This is a genomic window from Devosia sp. XGJD_8, from assembly GCF_046614475.1.
In the GTDB taxonomy this organism is placed as follows: Bacteria; Pseudomonadota; Alphaproteobacteria; order Rhizobiales; family Devosiaceae; genus Devosia.
Genome location: NZ_JBKJHF010000001.1, coordinates 492,520 through 508,710, shown reverse-complemented (window position 1 = coordinate 508,710; position 16,191 = coordinate 492,520). Strand labels below are relative to the sequence as shown.

Annotated in this window: 15 protein-coding genes; 12 read left to right on the top strand and 3 right to left on the bottom strand. The window is 60.7% G+C overall.

The genetic code is table 11. From position 1 onward, the window contains the following. Positions 1–58: 58 nt before the first annotated feature. From ACLI1C_RS02350 to ACLI1C_RS02305, 10 genes are read left to right on the top strand one after another with little or no spacing between them, the layout of a single operon-like run. Positions 59–1,399 (top strand): N-acetyl sugar amidotransferase, encoded by a 1,341-nt coding sequence (locus ACLI1C_RS02350; protein WP_411395248.1) that lies wholly within the window; start codon positions 59–61, stop codon positions 1,397–1,399. After that, positions 1,396–2,157 (top strand): imidazole glycerol phosphate synthase subunit HisF, encoded by a 762-nt coding sequence (hisF, locus tag ACLI1C_RS02345; RefSeq protein WP_411395247.1) that lies wholly within the window; start codon positions 1,396–1,398, stop codon positions 2,155–2,157. The genes ACLI1C_RS02350 and hisF overlap by 4 nt, the downstream gene beginning before the upstream one ends. Beyond that, the gene (gene hisH / locus ACLI1C_RS02340; RefSeq protein ID WP_411395246.1) at positions 2,154–2,801 is read left to right on the top strand and encodes an imidazole glycerol phosphate synthase subunit HisH; all 648 of its coding nucleotides are present in this window, start codon (positions 2,154–2,156) and stop codon (positions 2,799–2,801) included. Before hisF ends, hisH begins: the two co-directional genes overlap by 4 nt. A gap of 6 nt (positions 2,802–2,807) precedes the next feature. Beyond that, positions 2,808–3,812 carry a Gfo/Idh/MocA family protein gene (locus ACLI1C_RS02335; RefSeq protein ID WP_411395245.1) on the top strand — a complete coding sequence of 335 codons (1,005 nt, stop codon included), beginning with the start codon at positions 2,808–2,810 and terminating at the stop codon, positions 3,810–3,812. Between the two features lies 1 nt (position 3,813). Continuing rightward, positions 3,814–4,536, top strand: coding sequence for a cytidylyltransferase domain-containing protein (locus tag ACLI1C_RS02330; RefSeq protein WP_411395244.1), 723 nt, complete (start codon positions 3,814–3,816; stop codon positions 4,534–4,536). Between the two features lie 4 nt (positions 4,537–4,540). Then, positions 4,541–5,347 carry an SDR family oxidoreductase gene (locus ACLI1C_RS02325; RefSeq protein ID WP_411395243.1) on the top strand — a complete coding sequence of 269 codons (807 nt, stop codon included), beginning with the start codon at positions 4,541–4,543 and terminating at the stop codon, positions 5,345–5,347. Continuing rightward, positions 5,344–6,375, top strand: coding sequence for an N-acetylneuraminate synthase (gene neuB, locus ACLI1C_RS02320; protein WP_411395242.1), 1,032 nt, complete (start codon positions 5,344–5,346; stop codon positions 6,373–6,375). The genes ACLI1C_RS02325 and neuB overlap by 4 nt, the downstream gene beginning before the upstream one ends. Continuing rightward, on the top strand, positions 6,375–7,514 hold the full coding sequence (gene neuC, locus ACLI1C_RS02315; protein ID WP_411395241.1) for a UDP-N-acetylglucosamine 2-epimerase: 1,140 nt from the start codon (positions 6,375–6,377) through the stop codon (positions 7,512–7,514). The genes neuB and neuC overlap by 1 nt, the downstream gene beginning before the upstream one ends. Then, complete coding sequence (locus ACLI1C_RS02310) at positions 7,504–8,142, top strand: NeuD/PglB/VioB family sugar acetyltransferase (RefSeq protein WP_411395240.1); 639 nt, start codon at positions 7,504–7,506, stop codon at positions 8,140–8,142. The genes neuC and ACLI1C_RS02310 overlap by 11 nt, the downstream gene beginning before the upstream one ends. A 5-nt stretch (positions 8,143–8,147) precedes the next feature. Beyond that, positions 8,148–9,599 carry an aminotransferase class I/II-fold pyridoxal phosphate-dependent enzyme gene (locus tag ACLI1C_RS02305; protein WP_411395239.1) on the top strand — a complete coding sequence of 484 codons (1,452 nt, stop codon included), beginning with the start codon at positions 8,148–8,150 and terminating at the stop codon, positions 9,597–9,599. 559 nt (positions 9,600–10,158) lie between these two features. On the opposite strand, the gene ACLI1C_RS02300 is transcribed toward ACLI1C_RS02305, so the two are convergent. The 3 genes from ACLI1C_RS02300 to ACLI1C_RS02290 all read right to left on the bottom strand — a co-directional run bounded on the left by ACLI1C_RS02300 (position 10,159) and on the right by ACLI1C_RS02290 (position 13,805). Then, on the bottom strand, positions 10,159–12,096 hold the full coding sequence (locus tag ACLI1C_RS02300) for a polysaccharide biosynthesis protein (RefSeq protein WP_411395238.1): 1,938 nt from the start codon (positions 12,094–12,096) through the stop codon (positions 10,159–10,161). 58 nt (positions 12,097–12,154) lie between these two features. Further along, positions 12,155–12,721, bottom strand: a complete 567-nt coding sequence (locus ACLI1C_RS02295; protein WP_411395237.1) for a sugar transferase — start codon at positions 12,719–12,721, stop codon at positions 12,155–12,157. Positions 12,722–12,863: 142 nt separating this feature from the next. After that, positions 12,864–13,805: an NAD-dependent epimerase/dehydratase family protein gene (locus tag ACLI1C_RS02290; protein ID WP_411395236.1), complete on the bottom strand. Its 942-nt coding sequence runs from the start codon at positions 13,803–13,805 to the stop codon at positions 12,864–12,866. Between the two features lie 707 nt (positions 13,806–14,512). Between ACLI1C_RS02290 and ACLI1C_RS02285 the strand changes: the two genes are divergently transcribed. Both ACLI1C_RS02285 and ACLI1C_RS02280 read left to right on the top strand, forming a co-directional pair. Beyond that, positions 14,513–14,725: a hypothetical protein gene (locus tag ACLI1C_RS02285; RefSeq protein WP_411395235.1), complete on the top strand. Its 213-nt coding sequence runs from the start codon at positions 14,513–14,515 to the stop codon at positions 14,723–14,725. 588 nt (positions 14,726–15,313) lie between these two features. Then, positions 15,314–16,120, top strand: coding sequence for a class I SAM-dependent methyltransferase (locus ACLI1C_RS02280; protein ID WP_411395234.1), 807 nt, complete (start codon positions 15,314–15,316; stop codon positions 16,118–16,120). The last annotated feature ends 71 nt before the right edge of the window (positions 16,121–16,191 follow it).

The window sequence follows — 16,191 nt, the reverse complement described above, 5'->3', positions numbered from 1 at the left end:
CGCGCCGTGATCGCACAGGCGCACAGGCGAGCCCCGTGCCAACGAAACGAGAGAACCTATGGATCGCATTCCTGCCCCAACGAGCGTCGACAAGACCCTTTTTGAGGGAGACGCGCATGCCCATGAAACCAAATTTGGTCTGCCGGCCCATGTGCAGTACTGCAAGCGCTGCGTCATTTCGAACCAGCGGCCCAATTCGGCCGTGGAATACAAGCACACCAGGGATAGCAAGAAGGCGACGATCCATTTCGACAAAGAGGGCATCTGCGATGCCTGCCGCTTCGCAGAAAAGAAGCAGTCTTCAATCGATTGGGATGAGCGCGAAGCCAGGCTGCGGGCGCTGTGCGACGCCCATCGCAGCAACGATGGCAGCTATGACTGCATCGTCCCGGGCTCAGGCGGTAAAGACAGCTTTTACGCGTCCCACATCTTGCGCACCAAATATGGCATGCACCCGCTGACGGTGACCTGGGCGCCGCATATCTATACCGACTGGGGCTGGAAGAACTTCCAGAGCTGGATCCACGCCGGTCATGACAACCTGCTCAGCACGCCCAATGGCCGTGTGCATCGTCTGCTTACACGGCTTGCGGTGGACAACCTGTTCCACCCGTTCCAGGCCTTCATGTTCGGGCAGAAGTCGCTGGCGCCCAAGATGGCGCTGCTCCACAAGATCCCGTTGGTGTTCTACGGCGAGAACGAAGCAGAATACGGCAACCCTATCGGCGATACCGATACCTCCAAGCGCGACTGGTCCTATTTCACGTCGAATGACCAATCCAGCGTCAGCCTGGGTGGCGTGTCGGTGCCAGACCTCAAGGGCAATTTCGGTATCGAGCAGCAAGACCTCATCCCCTATCTGCCGGCCAACCCCGACGAGATCGAGAAGAACGGCGTGGAGGTCCACTATCTGGGCTATTACCTCAGATGGCATCCGCAGAGCTGCTACTATTATGCCGTAGAGCATGGCGGCTTCCAAGCGTCTCCTGAGAGGACGCCGGGTACTTATAGCAAATATAACAGCATCGACGACCGTATCGATGACTTTCATTACTATACGACCGGCACGAAATTCGGCCTGGGTCGCGCCAGCTATGACGCAGCGCAGGAAATCCGCTCGGGCGATATTAACCGCGAAGAGGGTGTCTCGCTGGTCAAGCGCTTCGACCACGAATGGCCAGAGCGTTTTGCCGACGAAATCTTCCGTTATCTCAGCATCCCGGAGAACGAGTTCCCCGATGCCAGCCGCATGTTCGAAGAACCCATTATAACGCGTGAATATTTCCACACGCTGACCGACACCTTCCGCAGTCCGCATCTGTGGAAATGGCAGGACAATCGCTGGCAGCTCCGCCATGCGGTGTGGCACGAGAGCCAGGCGGCTGAAGGACAGTCGTGAAGAACTTCCGCATCATTCCACGCCTCGACATCAAGGGCCCCAACCTGATCAAGGGCATCCATCTCGAGGGCCTGCGGGTGCTGGGCGATCCGCACCTGTTCGCCGCCCGCTATTACGAAGCGGGCGCTGACGAGCTGGTTTTCATGGACATCGTCGCCAGCCTCTACGGCCGGAACAACCTCAGCAATATCATCGAGCGTGCCGCCGACCACGTCTTCATCCCGATTACGGTGGGTGGCGGTATTCGCTCAGTGGCTGACGCCAAGCACATTCTGCGGTCCGGGGCCGACAAGGTTGCCATCAATACAGCGGCCATCGGCCGTCCCCAATTGATCACCGAAGTCTCGCGGGAATTCGGGTCACAAGCAATGGTGCTCTCGGTGGAAGCCAAGCGGACGGCACCGGGCCAGTGGGAAGCGTTCACCGACAATGGACGTGAACGCACGGGCCTCGATGTGGTCGACTGGGTACGGCGCGCCGTCGACCTGGGCGCTGGGGAAATCCTGCTAACCTCGGTCGACCAGGAAGGCACCCGCAAGGGTTATGAACTCGCACTGATCGACGCGGTGACCGCCGCAGTCCCCGTGCCTGTCATCGCCAGCGGGGGCATGGGCACGCTCGAGCACTTCCGGCAGGCAGCGAACCTGCCGCATTGCCGTGCCCTGTCGATGGCCGACGTGCTCCACTATAACCGTGTGACGCTGCCTAGCATCAGGCAGGCGGCACGCGATACCGGCATGACGGTGAGGAGCCTATGACCACCCCCATCACACTGGTCGATTATGGCATGGCCAACCTGCTGAACGTCGCGCGGGCACTGCGACACTGCGGCGCCGATGTGCGTGTCGTCGAAAACGCGGCCGAGGTCAGCGTGGCAGACAAGCTCGTCGTGCCCGGCGTCGGCGCTTTCGAAAACAGCATGAAGGCGCTTCGCGCCCGCGGCTTCGACGGCCTGATCGCGCGCCATGTCGAGGCCGGAAGACCACTCTTGGGCATTTGCGTCGGCATGCAGATGCTGTTCGATGCCAGCGAGGAATTCGGCGAACATGGCGGTCTGGGCCTGTTGCCTGGCCGCGTCGTTAAGGTTCCGTCCATTGATACAGATGGACGTCCCCAGAGTGTGCCCCATATCGGCTGGAGCAACCTGGTGCCCCCCCAACAAGGTCGCGACTGGACCGGGACGCTGCTTTCCGAGCTTTCGGAGGCTCAGGCCAGCGTCTATTTCGTGCATTCCTTCGCCGCCCGGCCGGATCGTGCGGAGGATCGGCTGGCCGATTGCCTCTATGGCGGGCACCGCATCTGTGCAGCCCTGCAGCGTGACAACATCATGGCCACCCAGTTCCATCCCGAGCGGAGCGGAAACATTGGCCTCTCGCTGCTCACCAAGTTCATTTCTCTCTGAGATGGCATGATCGGTCCGGTTCAAAAGGTCCTGATCACCAGCTTGGGCAGCATTGGCCGGCGTCATTTGACCAATCTGCGCGCGCTGCTGCCTGAGGCGACCATCGGAGCCCTTCGCCTGACGGCCGGCAGCCTACCGCAAGGCGCGGCACCCGACCGGAGCTTCGAGACGCTGGCCGATGCGCTGGCCTTCGAGCCGGATGCCGCGATCATTGCCAGTCCAGCCTCGGAACATCTGCGCCTCGCGACAGAGCTAGTGGGGCGTGGCGTTCCGGTGCTGGTCGAGAAGCCCTTCGCGGTGACTGGCGAGGGGCTGGGGGCAGTTGTCGCGCTCGCCGAAGCCCGTAGTGTGCCGCTCCGCATCGCCTACAATCTGCGCTATCACCCGCTGCTGCGTCATGTGCGGCAGTTGGTGCAGGCGGAGGCCATCGGCCGGGTCATTTCCGTTCGTGCCGAGGTTGGCCAATACCTGCCGGACTGGCGCCCGCAGAGCCGATATCAGGATGGCGTTTCGGCCAACCCGGCTTTGGGTGGCGGCGCCCTGCTGGAGCTCAGCCATGAGCTCGACTATCTCTACTGGATGTTCGGCCGACCCGGGCGCGTTTTCGCCGCGGGAGGCACGCTGGGTGACCTAAACATCGCCGTCGAGGACATTGCGTCGCTCACCATGACCTATGACGCGCCCGAGAGGTTGATCAGCGTCCATCTCGATTTCCTGCAGCGCGCGGTCAGCCGCACCTGCAAGCTGATCGGCACGCAGGGGACCATCGTTGCCGACATTGTCAGCGGCCGGCTGGACCTCTACAATGCAGCGAGTAAAAGCTGGATGACCCAGCACCATTCGCCGCTCGATCCCAACCAGACCTACCGCGATGAAATTGCCGCGTTTCTGGCGTCCCTTTCGGGTAGCCAATGCGACCTGCCTTCGGGCTCAGAGGGTCTCGACGTGATGGGCATTATCGATGCTGCCAGGCGATCGATGAGCAGCCGACAACTCGAAGAGGTGCGATGAGATGAGCGAAGCGGGTTTTCGTTCGGTCGGTTTCATTTTCGCGAGGGGAGGCTCCAAGGGCGTGCCGGGCAAGAATATCCGCCCCTTGGCGGGCAAGCCGCTGATTGCGCATGCCATAGAGGTGGGCCTTGCCACCCCCGGGATCGAGACCGTCATCGTCTCGACCGACGACGCTGCCATTGCGGAGGTCGCCCGCGCCCATGGCGCCGAGGTGCCGTTCGAGCGCCCGGCAGAACTGGCCCAGGACAATTCGCCCGAGTGGTTAGCCTGGCAGCACGCGATCCGCTGGCATTATGACAATCGGGGGCGTTTTGATTGCTTCGTTAGCCTGCCGGCGACATCGCCCTTCCGGGTGGTGGGGGATGTCGCCGCGTGCATCGATATCGTCCGGCAAGACCCTGAGACTGACGCGGTCATCACGGTGACCGCGTCCAACAGATCGCCCTATTTCAACATGGTGACAATCGGGGCCGACCTTCTGGCAGAAGTCGTGATCAAAAGCGACGGCGCTGCGGCATTCCGGCGGCAGGACGCGCCGCCGGTATATGATATGACCACAGTGGCCTATGCGGCGCGACCCGATTTCGTGCTGGGCGCCGAACGGCTGTTCGCCGGTCGCGTGCGCGCCGTGACCGTCCCGGTGGAACGGGCCGCCGATATCGATACCGAGTTCGATTTCTGCATGGCCGAAGCGATTGCTGCGATGCAAGACGAAGGGAAGTGACAGCGTGACGAGCCTCCACAATCTCATGTCCATGACCGACCGGGTGGTCCTGGTCACTGGCGGCGCCGGTCATATCGGTCGCGCCATTTCGGCGGGGTTGGGCGAGCTCGGCGCTTCGATCTGCCTGGTTGACCGTTCCCAGCCGGCGCTGGACGACGCGCGCCGCGAACTGCAGACTGAGACACCGGATCTGCGCGTCGAAACGCTCTGCATCGACCTTGAGAACGAGACCCAGCGCGTCGGCATGGTCGAGGCGGTCACGGAAAAATTCGGGCGTCTCGATGTGCTGGTCAACAATGCCGGCTTTGTCGGCGACAGCACGCTCAGCGGCTGGGCCGTGCCCTTCGAACAGCAATCCATTGCCACCTGGCGCCGCGCGGTGGAGGTCAACCTCACCGCCGCATTCCATCTGTGCCAGGTGCTGGCGCCGCTGCTGCGCAGCTCGAGCCATGGCGCCATCATCAACGTCTCGTCCATCTATGGCAATGTCGGGCCCGACATGAGCCTTTATGACGGTACGGCGATGGGCAATCCCGCCGCCTATGCGGCGAGCAAGGGCGGGATGGTGCAGTTGACGCGCTGGCTGTCGACCGTGCTCGCCCCGGATATCCGGGTTAATTGCGTCAGTCCCGGTGGAGTGGCGCGCGGCCAGCCGGCGGCCTTTGCGGAGCGCTACGTGGCGCGTACGCCGCTTGGTCGCATGGGGCACGAGGATGATTTCAAGGGTGCGATCGCCTATTTCGCGAGCGACCTTTCCGGCTGGGTAACTGGCCAGAACCTGATGGTTGACGGCGGCTGGACCGCCTGGTGAGAGGATATGCCGTGGCGACGAATAGCGTTTTTATCATAGCCGAAGCCGGTGTGAACCATAACGGGGACACTGAAATGGCCCTGCGCTTGGTGGACGTCGCCGCCGATGCGGGCGCCGACGCGGTCAAGTTCCAGACCTTCTCGGCCGAGAAGCTGACCCGGCGCGGCGCGCAGAAAGCCGAGTACCAGAAGCAGGCGACCGGCGACGGCGACCAGCTCGACATGCTCAAGGCCCTCGAGATGTCGGTTGACATGCACGAGGCGGTGTTCGAGCGCTGCCGGGAGCGCGGCATCGAGTTCATGTCGACCGCGTTCGATGAAGACTCCTTCGACTATCTGGTGAAGCTCGGCATCAAGCGGGTGAAGGTGCCGTCGGGGGAAATCACCAACCTGCCGTTTCTGCAGCACATGGCCCGCGCAGGGTTGCCGCTAATCCTGTCGACGGGAATGGCGACGCTGGACGAAGTCCGCGATGCCGCGGACGTGGTGCGATCCCAGCCGACCGCGGGTGGCCTCACCGTGCTACACTGCACGTCGAACTATCCGGCGGCGCCCGAAGACGTGAATCTGCTGGCGATGCATACGATTGGGCGCGAGCTGCATGTACCCGTTGGCTATTCCGACCATACCCTGGGCATCACCGTATCGGTAGCCGCCGTGGCGCTGGGAGCGGAAGTGATCGAAAAGCACTTCACGCTCGATAAGAGCCTGCCGGGCCCGGACCATCAAGCCTCGCTCGATCCGCAGGAGCTGCTGGCCATGGTCGCGGCGATCCGGGTGGTGGAGGCGGCAAAGGGAGATGGCGTCAAGGCGCCGCGCGCGTCTGAATTGCCGGTTCGCAACCTGGTGCGGCGCAGCATAACCGCCGCTGCCAATATCGCGTCGGGAGCCGAGATTCGCAGTGCCGACCTAGTACTGCTGCGTCCCGGCAACGGCATTCCGCCTGCAGGGCTCGATACGGTCATCGGCCGGAAGGCGGCACGCGACATCGCGGCTGGACAAACGCTGGCCTGGAGCGACTTGGCCTGATGGGCAAGCGCCGGATTGCATATCTGACCGGAACGCGGGCCGATTTCGGGCTGATGCGCACCACACTGCTGCGGATAGCGGCGCAGCCTGATATGTCCCTGGCGCTCTATGCGACCGGGATGCATCTGGACCCGAGCCTAGGCAACACGATCCGGGAGGTGGAAGAATCCGGCCTCCCGCCGGCGACGATCATCGAGACGGAACAGGGCCATCCGAGCGGGGCGCTTACCGCATCCAATATCGGTCGGATCATCGGCCGGCTGGTCACTCTGCTTGCTGCCGACCGTCCTGACATCTTCCTGTTGCTGGGCGATCGGGGGGAGATGTTAGCGGCGGCCATCGCGGCGATTCATCTCAATATCCCCATTGCCCATATCCATGGCGGAGAACGGTCGGGCACGGTAGACGAGCCGGTGCGGCACGCCATTTCCAAGCTGGCGCACCTACATCTAGTTGCCACGGCCGGAAGCCGGGCTCGCCTGATCCGGATGGGGGAGCGCGACGACGCAGTGTATGTCGTGGGTGCGCCTGGGCTCGATCAGATCCTGCAATCGGCCAACCGCGACGCTGCCGCAGTCTTTGGGGCGCATGGTCTGGACTGGACCAAGCCGGTTGCCCTGCTGCTCTACCATCCGGTGCTTCAGGAAGCCGGGGCCGCGTTGGCCAGCGCGCAGGCGCTGATCGCGGCGCTAGTCGAGGCGAACCTGCAGATTCTGGCACTGAGGCCCAATTCTGACGCCGGCAGCGCCAGCATCGTCACCGCGCTTGAAGACGCGCGGGACAAGGGCCAACTTGTCTTGGTCACTCACCTAGCGCGCGAGGACTACCTGTCGGCATTGCGCCACGCGACATTGCTCGCGGGTAATTCCAGCAGCGGCGTTATAGAGGCCGCCAGCTTTGGAACGCCGGTGGTCAACGTGGGATCGCGGCAGAACCTGCGGGAACGCAACGCCAATGTCGTCGACGTGACCACGGACCCGGCATCCATCCGGGCCGGCATAGCGCGAGGGCTGGCTCTCGGGCGAACCGATGGCACAAATCTCTACGGCGACGGGCAGTCTGCCGACCGGATCGTTTCCACCCTGCGCGCGCTCGATCTGATGTCCCCCGAGCTACTGGCAAAAGTAAATGCATACTGAGCGCATTCAACTTCTTGGAGCCGGTGGGCATACGGCTGTGGTTGTCGATGCCCTCCTTGCCTCGGGTCAACCTGCCGACCAAATTGACGTCTGGACTCAAGGCCAGATCGAAGCCGGCCAGAATGTGCTGGGCATCGCCGTGCGGCATCTCTTGGTGCTTGCCGCCTTGGCCGGACTGCCGTTTCATATCTGCATCGGGGACAACCGCACACGCGGCAGGCTCTACGCCGAACTGAGCGCTCTGGACGCTCGGCCCTTCAGCATCGTTCATCCGGCCGCGACCGTATCGCCATATGCCACTATTGGCAGCGGAACCTTGGTGGCAGCTCGCGCGATCATCGCGCCACGGGCTGCTGTCGGCAAGGGTGGGATCATCAATCACGGCGCCGTCGTCGACCATGATTGCCATGTGGGCGATTTCGCGCATATCGCTCCAGGGGCTACCCTGGGTGGGGCCGTGCAGGTTGGAGACCTGGCGCTGATAGGCGCCGGCGCCAATATTCTGCCGTCGCGCAGGGTGGGTCGCGGCGGCACGATCGGCGCAGGCAGCGTCGTCGTGCAAGACACGCAGGAAAACGTCGTCTATGCAGGCGTCCCGGCAGCGCCCTTTGGGCAGAGGATTATTTAGTGTCGATGGACTCACTGACCGTTGCTGCGACTATGACCGTTCGCGATGCTCTTGCCCGGCTCGAAGCCACCGGCAAGGGCATATTGCTCTTGATGGACGATAGCGGCGCCTTCCTGCGCACCGTCACCGATGGCGACCTGCGGCGCCTCCTGCTCGAAGCCAATTCGCTGACAGATACGCTAGGCAAGCTGCCGCCCTTGACCTCCCAGACCCTGGGGCCGAACTACTCGCGCCGCGAGGCGCTCGACCTCATGAACAAGCATGCCATCAACAGCCTTCCGGTGCTGTCCGATGAGGGGCAGGTACTCGACGTCATCAGACGACAGGACATCGACAGCCAAGTGCTGCTGTCCACACCGCATATGGGCGAGTCAGAGCGAGATTTCGTCGAACAGGCCTTCCTCACCAACTGGATCGCCCCGCTCGGGCCCAATGTCGATGCCTTCGAAAAGGAACTCTGTGCCTACGTGGGATCGGCCCACGGCGCGGCCCTTTCCTCGGGGACGGCGGCGATCCATCTGGGATTGCGCCTGCTCGATGTCGGTCCGGGGGACCGCGTCTTCTGTTCGACGCTGACCTTCGCTGCCAGCGCCAACCCCATTGTCTACCAAGGCGCCGAGCCGGTGTTCATCGATTCCGAACCGTCGAGCTGGAACATGTGCCCCAAATCGCTCGAGCGCGCCTTCGAGGCCGCACGGTCGGAGGGCTGGATGCCCAAGGCCGTCATCATCGTGAATCTCTATGGCCAGAGCGCCGACATGGACCCACTGCTCGAGCTGTGCAACAGCTTCGGCGTGCCGATGCTAGAGGATGCTGCCGAATCCCTGGGCGCGCGATACAAGGGCCGCCAAAGCGGTACCTTCGGCAAGGTTGGCGTCTTCTCGTTCAACGGCAACAAGATCATCACCACGTCTGGTGGCGGCATGCTGGTGTCCGACGAGGCAGAACTGGTCGAGCGCGCCCGTTTCCTCGCCACGCAGGCCCGCGACCCGGCCCCGCATTACCAGCACAGCGAGATCGGCTACAACTATCGCATGAGCAATATCCTCGCCGGCGTCGGGCGGGGCCAGATCAAGGTGCTGGAGGAGCGGGTGGAATCGCGCCGCCGCAACTTCGCCCGCTATCACGAGGGCCTTGGTGATGTCGTTGCGTTGCACTGGATGCCCGAGCCGGACTGGAGCTTCTCCAACCGCTGGCTCACGGCCGCCACGGTGGAGGGCGGCATCAGCGCCCAGGAGGTGATCGTCAGGCTTTCGGCCGACCTGATCGAGGCGCGTCCTGTGTGGAAGCCGATGCACCTGCAGCCGGTCTTTGCCGGTTCCCGCTACTTCCAGGCCTCAAACGACTCCGTGTCGGATACCCTCTTCGCCAATGGCATCTGCCTGCCATCGGGCTCAAACCTGGACGATGGCCAGCAGGACCGCGTCGTCTCGGCCCTGCGGAAAATTCTGGCCTGACGCCAAGGCGTCAGGGCGCAGTGGGTCGAGGAAGGACGGAGCGCCGCGTCATTGTCGTCAAGCGCAAGCCGGGCGCCGAGCGCGGAGGGATGGTAGTCGTCCGCATAGTAGAAGTTTCTGCCATACTGGACCAGCGCGCACGCCGGCTAGATATGCTTCACGTCCGGCCCGGAACGGTGTGGAGTATGCTTTTGGCGAAGCTTGTGCTGCTGGAACCGGGCATACAGCGTCGTCAGTTCGTCCGGAAGGGAGCCGCGGCCGAGATAGGACAAGAAGTAGTAACGCTTGATGTCGATGCCGGCTCAGGGACCGGATCGACGATGGCGATGAGCAATCCCGTCCGCCGGAGGCCGGCGAACATCTGCTCCACTGCTGCTTGAGCGGCGCCTCGACGCCGATAGAGACACTTGATGCTTGTCGAACTCCACCCCGAAGGTCAACTGTTCGATCTCGCCCCGTTAGAGATAACTCCGGCGGATGGCGACCACGGTTCCCGAGGCCACTGGTCTGCTGGAAGGCGTCGATGTCACATAGGTTTGTCCGGACAGCCGTCGACGGCTCATACCGTACGAATCGAGCCTGTAGCCTCGGCAGGGACTTCCGGGGTGAAACCCGACACCAGCTCAAGCAGGATATCGAGGATCGCCCCCTTGTCCTCGCGCCGGAGAGCCTCTTGAAGCTGACGCAATTTTTCTGCCAGTTCGTCCCATCCAAAATGGTCTTCAACCGCCTTGAGAATACGCGGGTGGGCGGTTCTTTCGGACTCCGCCGAGATAAGCAATTCCTCGTAGAGCTTCTCGCCCGGGCGTAGGCCAGTGACCACGATTTCCATGTCTCCTTGGGGATTGGCTTCGTCTTTGACTTGATAACCCGACAGTTCGATCATGCGGCGGGCGAGATCGTAGATGCGGACCGGCTCACCCATGTCGAGTAGGAAGACATCGCCGCCCTCCGACATGGCGCCAGCCTGGATCACAAGTTGAGATGCCTCTTGGATAGTCATGAAGAAGCGCGTGACATCGGCATGCGTCAGCGTCAGCGGGCCACCGGCCTGTATCTGCTTGCGGAACAGCGGGACGACAGAACCCGAGGAGCCGAGGACGTTTCCAAACCTGACCATTGAATAATTGGTGCGATGGCTCGCTTCCCGAGGTGCTGCGGCAAGCCCCTGGAGAATCAGCTCGCCCACGCGCTTGCTGGCGCCCATGATGTTGGTTGGACGAACCGCCTTGTCGGTGCTGATCAGAACGAAATTGGCCACGCCGAGATCGCGCGCCGCAATCGCGGTGGTCATCGTGCCAAAAACGTTGTTCTTGAGGCCTTCGCCCGGATTGTATTCGACAATCGGGACATGCTTGTAGGCCGCGGCGTGATAGAGCGTCTCAGGTCGGTATTTCTGCAGGACTTGCCGCATGCGAACGTCGTCGCAAACGTCGCCTAGCAGCGGCACGACTTCGATAGTCGGGGCTGCATCATCCCGGTTGGCAAGTGCCTTGGAAAGTTCGGCATGGATGCCGTAAAGCGCAAATTCGCTGCGCTCGACCAGCACCAGAACCCGAGGTCCCACCGAAAGGATCTGGCGGCAGAGCTCGCTGCCGATCGACCCGCCGGCGCCGGTGACCATCACAACCTTACCCCAGGTGTTTTTCTCGAGCAGCGTCATGTTCGGCGCAATTGGGTCACGACCCAGTAGATCCTCGATATCCAGCTCGCGAAGCGAGGTGACCGTGAGGTGCCCCTGCGCCAGCGCGATGAGATCGGGAACCGTGCGGACGGTGATCTTTTCCCGGCGGATCCGGTCGAGGATTTCATTTCGTCGGCTCCGGCTGATCGATGGCATGGCCAACAATACGTCGCGGATATTTGCCGCTTCCACCAGTTCTGGAAGCCGGTTTGGGGCATGTATGCGCAGGCCGCCCATGATGGCACCGTGCAGCAAGACATCGTCGTCCAAGAAGCCGCAGACTTCGATTTCGGAGCTGTTGACCAAGGCGGCCGCCAGTTGTCGGCCAGCGGCGCCAGCGCCATAGATTAGGACACGCGCGCGTTGCGTTGCCCCCGGTATACCGCGCGGTCGACCGCCTAACCAACGTCGGGCCGCCAGACGAGTCAGGCCGATTGCGACGAGGAGCAGCAGTGGCTGCAGGATACCGATGCTGCGGGGAACGCCCGGAACCGACACAAGGGTAAAAATGGCTGCGAATATGACGCCGTATACTGCTATCGCCTGAACCGACTTTATGAAGGCAGACAATCCCGCGAAGCGGAAGATGGACTGATAAAGCCCCATGATGATGAAGATGGGGATCGCGATGACGACGGACGCACCTGCTGTCATCCACATGACGTCGGTCATCCACCGCCAATTATCGAGTCGGAGCGAATAGGCCACCCATACGCAGAACACGCAAAGCATGGCATCGAAACCAATCGCGAACGCTTGTTTGGCGGAGCGCGGCATCAACAGAACAGACTGGGCGAAGCGATTTGCGATCATGGAGTACAATCTTTTGGGGCAGCCGCCATATCAGGCTGGCCTACACGTGCGTCGGAACCTAATGCGCCACGCCTTCTCTCGTTAAGACCTTTTTGGCCGTTAAAATCACCACCTTTAGGTCGAGCGCAAGCGATCGATTGAGCAAGTAATATCGGTCGAAATCGACCTTATCTGCGACAGACATCTCATCGCGGCCATTGACTTGTGCCCAGCCCGTCAGGCCCGGTGCGAGCCTGTGCACGCCGGCTTTGGTACGCAGCTCGACCAAGTCATGCTGATTGAACAGCGCGGGCCGCGGCCCCACTAAGCTCATTTCGCCACGCAAGATGCACCATAGCTGGGGCAGCTCATCAAGGCTGCTCTTGCGCAGGAAACCGCCGAATGGCGTGACATAACTGTCCGGCTTTTCGAGAAGATGGGTCGCCGTGACCGGCGTGCCGGCACGCATGCTACGGAATTTGGGCATCTGGAACTCGAGATTGTCACGGCCCACGCGCTGCGACCAGTAGAGAGCCGGCCCCGGGGACGTCATCCTGACGATGAGGCCGATAACGAGCAGGGGAATAGCCAAGACTAGAAGCGAGCCGGCAGACACAACAATATCAATTACCCGCTTCGTCATCACCTTAGTCCACAATAGGGATCGTCGCTGCCCGAGCTATGCCCAAAGCGATATTGGACCGCAGTATACATCCGCCTCTGGCATGTCCAGCCTGCCCGTGTGGGAGGGCGTCGCGCTGAAATGGAAAGCCGATAGGCTTGTAATTTCACGAGGTGGTCGAGCGCAGTCCATCCCGAATGGACAGCGATGGTTGCCAGGAGAGAACAGATTTCGCTCGAGAGCAATCAATCCTTAGATCGCCCACAAGCTTGTCTATCAGAGCCTCCTTGTGCGCAACTTTGGCAGCATATTGAAGGAAACGCTTGGGGACGGGAATTAAGAAAGGCCGAAGCCCCAGGGCTTCAGCGCTCATCCTCAAGAAATCGGTTGTGGAAATATCCTGGTCGTCACTGACGAGAAATGTCTGGCCTGCTGCATGGGGGTGCTCTGCGCAGCGTATCAGGAAATCAGTCAGGTTGCCCACACCGACGAAGCTGCGCCGGTTGTCTGTCGCTCCGAAAGGAAGCGGCATTCCGAGTTTCAGCAAGGCCATCATCCTTGCAAAATTTCCCTTTGCACCGGGGCCGTAGACCATCGGCGGCCGCACAATGACAATTTCCATTCCCGTGGCTTGTCCAAGGCTGGTTAAGGCCACTTCCGCCATTAACTTCGATTTGCCGTAGTCGGTTTCTGGTGCGGGGATCGTTAACTCAGAAAAATGGCTCCCAGGCGCCGTCTTGCTACCTAATGCCGCTATAGAGCTTAGGAATACAAACCTTCGGACCCCTGAATCAGCCGCCCACTCTGCCATCCTGATAGTCAGATCGACATTGGCGGCGCGGAACTCAGCTTCAGGGTTTGCGGCATGTTCGCGGATGATATGCGCACGCCCTGCAAGGTGAAAAAGCACCGAAGCGTCATCAAACGCCGCATTCCCAGGCTCATCGAGGGAATACCAGTCGACGGCAGCGCCACCGGCAGATGAGACATCCCCCCTTGTCATCGCCGCAATTCTATAGCCGTGCCTCTCTAATGCAGCAACAAGCCGCGAACCAATGAACCCCGTAGCGCCCGTAACAATCGCTTTGGGGCAAAGAAGCTGGGTCATTACCTTGCCTTCGTCACTGAGTACCCTGTGAGTTCCAAACGCCAGCGCAGGCACACTTCGCTGCACATTACGAGATACTGTCATTACGACGGGGTGTCGAGCTATTGGCCGAAGCCCCCGGTTCGCTTTGCGAGGTTGTTTAGCAAGGCGTTTGGTATCGACGGATAGGTCCGTATTCAGGGAGGAAAAGGCCCGAAACGAAGGGCCTTGAGGATCGTTGTGAGTCCGGCTCCGAAGGAGAAGATGGCAAAGATCAAGATAATGGGTATCCAGTGACGGTGCCGGCTAATTCGGTCACGGCGGTAGAAGCCAAGCCGGAGAAGGCGTGGGAGCTGGACCCGAGAGACCCGTTGCAGCGAGGACCGAAGCTCAAGGGCAAGTTGGCGAAGCTGTTGGGCGACTGATGCCTGTGGAGAAGCATGAAGGGCATGGGTGGCCGGGGTAGCCAGCAAACTCCCCACTGATACTCCCGCAAGTGGGGCTCTTTTCGATAGGCCGGACGGGCTCTATTTCCTTGGGCTTTTAGACACTTAGCCCGTATTCACTTCATTAGGCCAAGAGCCACGCGACGTGAAACACTCCAACCAAGGGGTGCCACTAGGGGGGGACCTGAACCCTATTCAAAGGATCGATCCAAATTTTGAGCGGGTTGACACGACATACCTCACACTGAATATGACCAAATTGTCATGTTTGGAGTTATTTCGATGAAGCTCTTTTTCCTGACAGCCGCCTTTACCTCGGCGCTGTGTCTTCCCGCCTTTGCTTATTTAGATCCCGGGACAGGGAGCATGGTGCTTCAGGCCATTATTGCAGCTGTGGCGGTTTCGGGCGCGGCACTCGCCTCTTTTCGGCACAAAATCGGTTCCGCCTTTTCCTCGTTGACTGGCCGTCTGCGTCGTCCCCCCGCTGACAAGTAGATGCAGGACGCAACACGGTCCCCTGGATCTTTCCGGGATCCCTCAGGCTTTATTTTCGAGCGCGATCAAGAAGTTTTTCGGTGTGTGACGCACGCTGGCGCGACGGCTTTCGAAGCATCGCGTCCCATCCTTGAAACCCTTGTCGCCGACAAGCGGCTAGTTCCATTTCGCGACGTTGCCATAGAGACGGCAACATGGGCGCCCAGGGGCACTGCACATGTCTTGTCACACCCGCGGTTAGCGCCTTGGTCGTACCCCTACGAGTGGTCGTTCGCTCTGCTAAAGAAGGCCGCCCTATTTCATCTAGATCTGCAGATCGATCTACTGAAGTCGGGATACGTCCTCTCAGACGCATCTGCCTATAACGTGCAGTTTATCGGGCCGAACCCCATTTTTATCGATCATCTTTCAATCCGGCCCTACACCGATGGAGAATTTTGGACCGGGCATAGACAATTTTGCGAGCAGTTCATTGCGCCTCTCTTGCTCCGGGCATACCTTGGGGTTGCCCACAATAGTTGGTACCGCGGGAACCTTGAGGGAATACCGCTAGGCGACCTGGCCAATCTACTGCCGTTGCGCCGACGTATGCATTGGCAAACCCTTTCGAATATCGTGTTGCCGGCATATTTCCAAAAGAGAGCGACCAGCGATAAGGAAAGCACGTTGTCGCTGGAGGGTAAGAAGCTCCCCCGAACCGGGTACGTTGCTATGCTTCGAGGCCTGCACAACTGGATTGCCCGCTTAGGCCCTGCAGAGCGCAACAGAACTACGTGGGCAAACTATTCAACCACGACAACATACACCAGCGACGAAGCGACTCAGAAGGCGGACTTCGTCAGCGCCTTCATTTCCAAAAACCTACCCCGCACTGTTATTGATATGGGTTGCAACACTGGGGATTATAGTGAGGTCTGCCTGCGCAGTGGAGCCAGTCGGGTCGTCGGGTTCGACTTCGATCAGCAGAGCCTAGACAAGGCCCTGGACCGAGCCGCCGATTCGGACCTCGATTTTTTGCCTCTATTTTTGGACGCTCGTAATCCGGCACCGAGCCAAGGCTGGAATGGGGCCGAGCGTAGAGGATTTGCTGAACGCTACTCCGCCGATGCCGTGATTGCCCTGGCCTTCGAGCACCATCTCGCGATTGCGCACAATGTGCCACTACCTGAGGTGGTTGAGTGGATAGTCGGCCTGGCACCTGCTGGAATAATTGAGTTCGTGCCAAAAGAGGACCCCACCATCCAGAAGATGCTGGCTCTACGAACTGATATCTTTGACGACTACAACATCCACACATTCCGGCAATCCCTGTCCGCCGTAGCTGACATTCAGCAAGAATTTCAGGTGTCCAGCACCGGAAGGACGCTATTCGAATTCACTCGAAGCAGTCCTTGATGTTCCAACCAACGGACACTCCGCCGGAATACCCCAAACCAAGTTATCTGATGAGCGATGAGAATTCTAAG